The sequence below is a fragment of the Streptomyces sp. NK08204 genome, assembly GCF_020400585.1.
GTDB lineage: Bacteria > Actinomycetota > Actinomycetes > Streptomycetales > Streptomycetaceae > Streptomyces.
Window position 1 is genome coordinate 1 of record NZ_JAINVF010000052.1, and the last position, 3,905, is coordinate 3,905.

Annotated in this window: 3 protein-coding genes and 1 pseudogene; 2 read left to right on the forward strand and 2 right to left on the reverse strand. The window is 68.2% G+C overall.

Translation table 11 applies throughout. The annotated features are described in order from the left end of the window. The first annotated feature begins 195 nt into the window (after positions 1-195). Positions 196-762 (forward strand): DUF4240 domain-containing protein, encoded by a 567-nt coding sequence (locus K7G59_RS34165; RefSeq protein WP_225840573.1) that lies wholly within the window; start codon positions 196-198, stop codon positions 760-762. A 101-nt stretch (positions 763-863) separates the two neighbouring features. On the opposite strand, the gene K7G59_RS34170 is transcribed toward K7G59_RS34165, so the two are convergent. Continuing rightward, positions 864-1,178, reverse strand: a complete 315-nt coding sequence (locus K7G59_RS34170) for a WhiB family transcriptional regulator (RefSeq protein WP_263977102.1) — start codon at positions 1,176-1,178, stop codon at positions 864-866. Between the two features lie 359 nt (positions 1,179-1,537). On the opposite strand from K7G59_RS34170, the gene K7G59_RS34175 reads away from it, so the two are divergent. Beyond that, positions 1,538-2,692, forward strand: a complete 1,155-nt coding sequence (locus K7G59_RS34175; RefSeq protein WP_225840575.1) for a hypothetical protein — start codon at positions 1,538-1,540, stop codon at positions 2,690-2,692. A gap of 736 nt (positions 2,693-3,428) precedes the next feature. On the opposite strand, the pseudogene K7G59_RS34180 reads toward K7G59_RS34175, so the two are convergent. Then, positions 3,429-3,905: pseudogene (locus K7G59_RS34180) on the reverse strand (transposase); the annotation flags it as partial.

Below are 3,905 nucleotides of genomic sequence, written 5' to 3' on the forward strand. Positions count from 1 at the left end.
CTTCGCAGCCTTGTTGATGCTCCTTCCGCTGCGCTCCAGGAGCACGGCCGGCCCTCCTGGGCCGGCCTGTGGCCTCCGCTGCGCTCCAGCCACCGTGACGCTCCGCGTCACCAGGTGTGCCACGCTCCGCGCGGCCCACCCGCGGGCCTGACGGCCCGGCAGCTATAAGCGTGCGAGGTTGGCAGACTCCTCGTCATGGACAACGAAGCGTTCTGGCACCTACTCGGCACAGCCAAAGGCAGTGCCGAGTCCCTCGATGACGCGGTCGCCGCTCAACTGGCAGCCATGCCCAAGGAAGAGATCCTCGCGTTCGAACACCACTTCACCCAGCTACGCCACGCGGTCCACCGCTGGGACATATGGGCAGCCGCCTACCTCATCGGAGGAGGCTGCTCCGACGACCGGTTCAGCGACTTCACCGCCGGCCTCGTAGCCCTCGGACCCCACTGGTACGAACGAGTCAACACCTGCCCGGACGAACTCGCCGAACACCCCGCCATACAGGCCGCAGCAGCCTCCGGCGACCAGGACGTCGTGTCCGCCGAGGACTTCAGCTTCGTCTCCTGCCGCGCGTATACGCAGCTGACCGGAGACGAGGACGACTTCTGGGAAGACTGGGAGAGCTACAGCCGGGCACATGCCGCAGCGGAGCCAGGTGGAGGCGAGGGCATGGGTGAGCCGTTCGATTTCGACGACTCCCGGGAGATGCGCCGGCGGCTGCCACGGCTGGCCGCCCTCTACCTCGCACCCGGTCCCAACTGACCCTCCATCGGCTCGCGGACTCCTATGCTTCAAAATGAATGCCGGATCCAATCTGGATCACGGCCTTCGTAGCGGTGCGCACGGGGGTGCGCACCGCAGATTCAGCCTGTGGCGGCCGAGAGCCCGTCGTCGTCTCGGCGGGTCGGCTGGTCATGCTCCGCACGCGCCGCCTCCAGCAGTCTTCGCCAGGAGGTCACCGTCGGCCGGCGCCGCAGCAGAGCACGCCGCTCCCGATCGGTCATCCCGCCCCAAACCCCGTGCTCGATCCGGTTGTCGAGGGCGTAGGCAAGGCACTCGGTGCGCACGGCACAGCCTGTACAGACGGCTTTCGCCGTGTGCTGCGCGGCGCCGTCGACGAACAGCTCATCCGGGTCAGTCGCATGGCACGCCGCGTGCTCGGTCCACTCCTCATCCATGCCCACCCCGATGCCGTCCCCTCTCCCCGAACCGGCCTGCCCCGCTCCCCCATGTACGGAACAGCAGTTGAGACCGTACGACACCAGCCCCGGGCATGGAAGATCGTTCTCGGGCAGCCATCCCATCGAATGACAGCCCGCTCCAGCCAGCGCTGCAGGCATGACGCACGTCAACCAACCCGCGACATGGCCATAGATGCTCTGTACCCCACGCTCAGCTCCGCGGTGTGTACCAGGGCACCGGGCGCAGCAGGAGGTCGAGGGTGTGGCGGGCTGCGGTGTGGGGGCGGTGGTGGGGGCGAAGGCTGCTGCGGAGCCAACCTTGATGTTGCGTCAAATGCAACAGGGAGAATGCCGTCATGACTGATCGAGTTCCGGTGATCGCCATGTGGGCGCTTGCGGACGAAGCGCAGATTGACGCGCTCGTGGGAGATTCGGCCGCCGCAGAGCGCTTCACCTTCGGGGGCGCGACCGTCGTGATGGGGCGGGTGGGGACTGTGATCACCACGGAGGCGGGCGATGCGCCGGACCGCAGTTGCGTGTGGAACGCCGAGGAGGTCCGTCTGGTCGGCCCGGCGCCGGCGCCTGTGACGAAACAGCTCCTGGGCCGACCAGGAGGATGGGGTGCAGACGAGACGTCGCTGCCGATCCACCTGTTGGTCCGCCTCGACGAGGGCTTGCTGTACCTGGGCACCGGCCGCGTCGGTCAGGCGGGATTGCAGCGGGCGCCTGGCAGCGCCGAGCATGTGCTGACGAGCTGCCTGCTGCGGCCTGACACGCTCCTGAGCAGGTCCGTCCTGGACCGGGTCCGCCCGGTGCGTCCGGCCCCAGACCTGCCGGACCTGCGGTGGCTCCGGCACGTCAACACGGACCGGGCCGCGGCGCTGGAGCAGTTCGTCACCGGCTGGTATCCGACCACTGATGAGCCCCAGCGCCAGCCAGCCGCACCGGTAGCGTCACGGCCTCTGCCGCGCAGCCTGCGGCAGCTGTACCGGCTGGCGGAGGAACGGCCGGGCGTGCTCGGATGCCAGAACCGCATCATGCCGGAGCACGAGCTGCACACCGACCCTCATGGGGAGCTGCTGGTCTTCGGTGTCGAAAACCAGGGCTGCTTCTTTTGGGGTCTTCTGTGGACCCTCGACGATCCGGTGTGCGATCCGGCAGTCTGGTTCCGCGAGTTCGATGAAGTGACGGTCGCTGAGGAGGAGCCGCTCAGCGGCTTCCTCATCCAGTTCTCCCTCTTTGAGGCCGCCATGAGCGCCGACTACATCGGGCTCGCCCTCGGGCTCACCGCCGACCAGGTGCAACAGCTCACCGCTCCCCTTCAGCCGGTCCCTCTGCGGCCCTTCTGGCCCGGGGCTCCCACCCGCTTCTACGTCGCGCCGGGACTCGTCATGTGTGTCTCCGACGCCGGGGAAGACAGCGGGTTCGAGGTGTGGGCAGGTGCCACGCACCGCAGCGCACTGCAGCCCGTTTCAGGCTTTGACATCGAATGGATGCAATTCGACGGTTGACGTCTGAAACGGTCCAGCGCAAGAGCGCATACCGCCGGCGGCGTGGCCGAGGAGGACATGCGCCACGAACTCGCCCCGCGGCAGTGCAGCCACAAGATCACCCCGTGACCGTTCCTCGGGCGCAGCACGTACGAGACGACACCCAGGACGGCACCGGGGGGGCATCGGTAGCCACGGACGTGGCGGGTAGCCGAGTTCGGCCCATCAGGTACCACAAGTCCCCATAGCTGGCCACCAGGTCCGTCTGCCGCGGCCGGGCGATGCCAGCCTTGCGCTGGACACGAAAGTGGGCCTGCTGGAACAGCCGCTCCAGAAGCTCCTCCAGCTTCCGGCCCCGCCGGTGGGCGTTCGGACTGGACCCCAACCGCTGGAATGCCGCCGACAGCGGCGATCCCCACCCCATGACCGTTCTTCCTTCCCTACCGACCAGGTGTGCACCGTACCGGCGCGCCCGGGCTTGGGCTGGCCTGCCTTCGAAGGCCGGGGAGGCTCGCCGTCGCCCATCAAGATCAGCACTATGTCCACTCTGGCGCCCACCGCACGGCTGACAGGCACGGTCATAGGATGCACAGCCTCCCGTGTCGCTGTGCGAAGTATCCGGTGAACGGGGTGGAAGGCCGTCAGGCGGGGCGTGCCCGGCTCGACTTCGAGACCGCGGTACGGCGACCTGGTGACCGCCGCCGTCCACGCACGCCGAGGCCCACCACGGGCCGCGCTGTGGGAGGGCCAAGCAGTGGCGGCCCGCGTAGCGGAACGACGCCCGGATCAGGTGGACGACACAGGTCTGGGTCACCGCCTGGGGCCAGACCGCCGAGATCGAGTCGGGCAGGCCCTTGAGCCCGTCGCAGACGACCATGCACACGTCCTCGACGCCGCGGTTCTTGATCTCGGTCAGGACCTGGAGCCAGTACTTGGCGCCTTCGCCGCCGTCGCCGGCCCACAGGCCGAGAATGTCGCGCGTGCCGTCCACCGTGACCGCGAGTGCGACGTAGATGGGCCGGTTCGCCACCTGCCCGTCTCGCACCTTGACGTGCACGCAGTCGATGAAGATCACCGGACAGACCGGGTCCAGCGGCCGGTTCTGCCACTCGGCCATCCCGTCCATGACCTTGTCGGTGATGGTCGAGATGGTCTGCTTGGACACGCTCGCGCCATAGACCTCGGCCAGGTGAGCGGAGATGTCACCGTGCGTCAGACCACGCACGGACAGCGA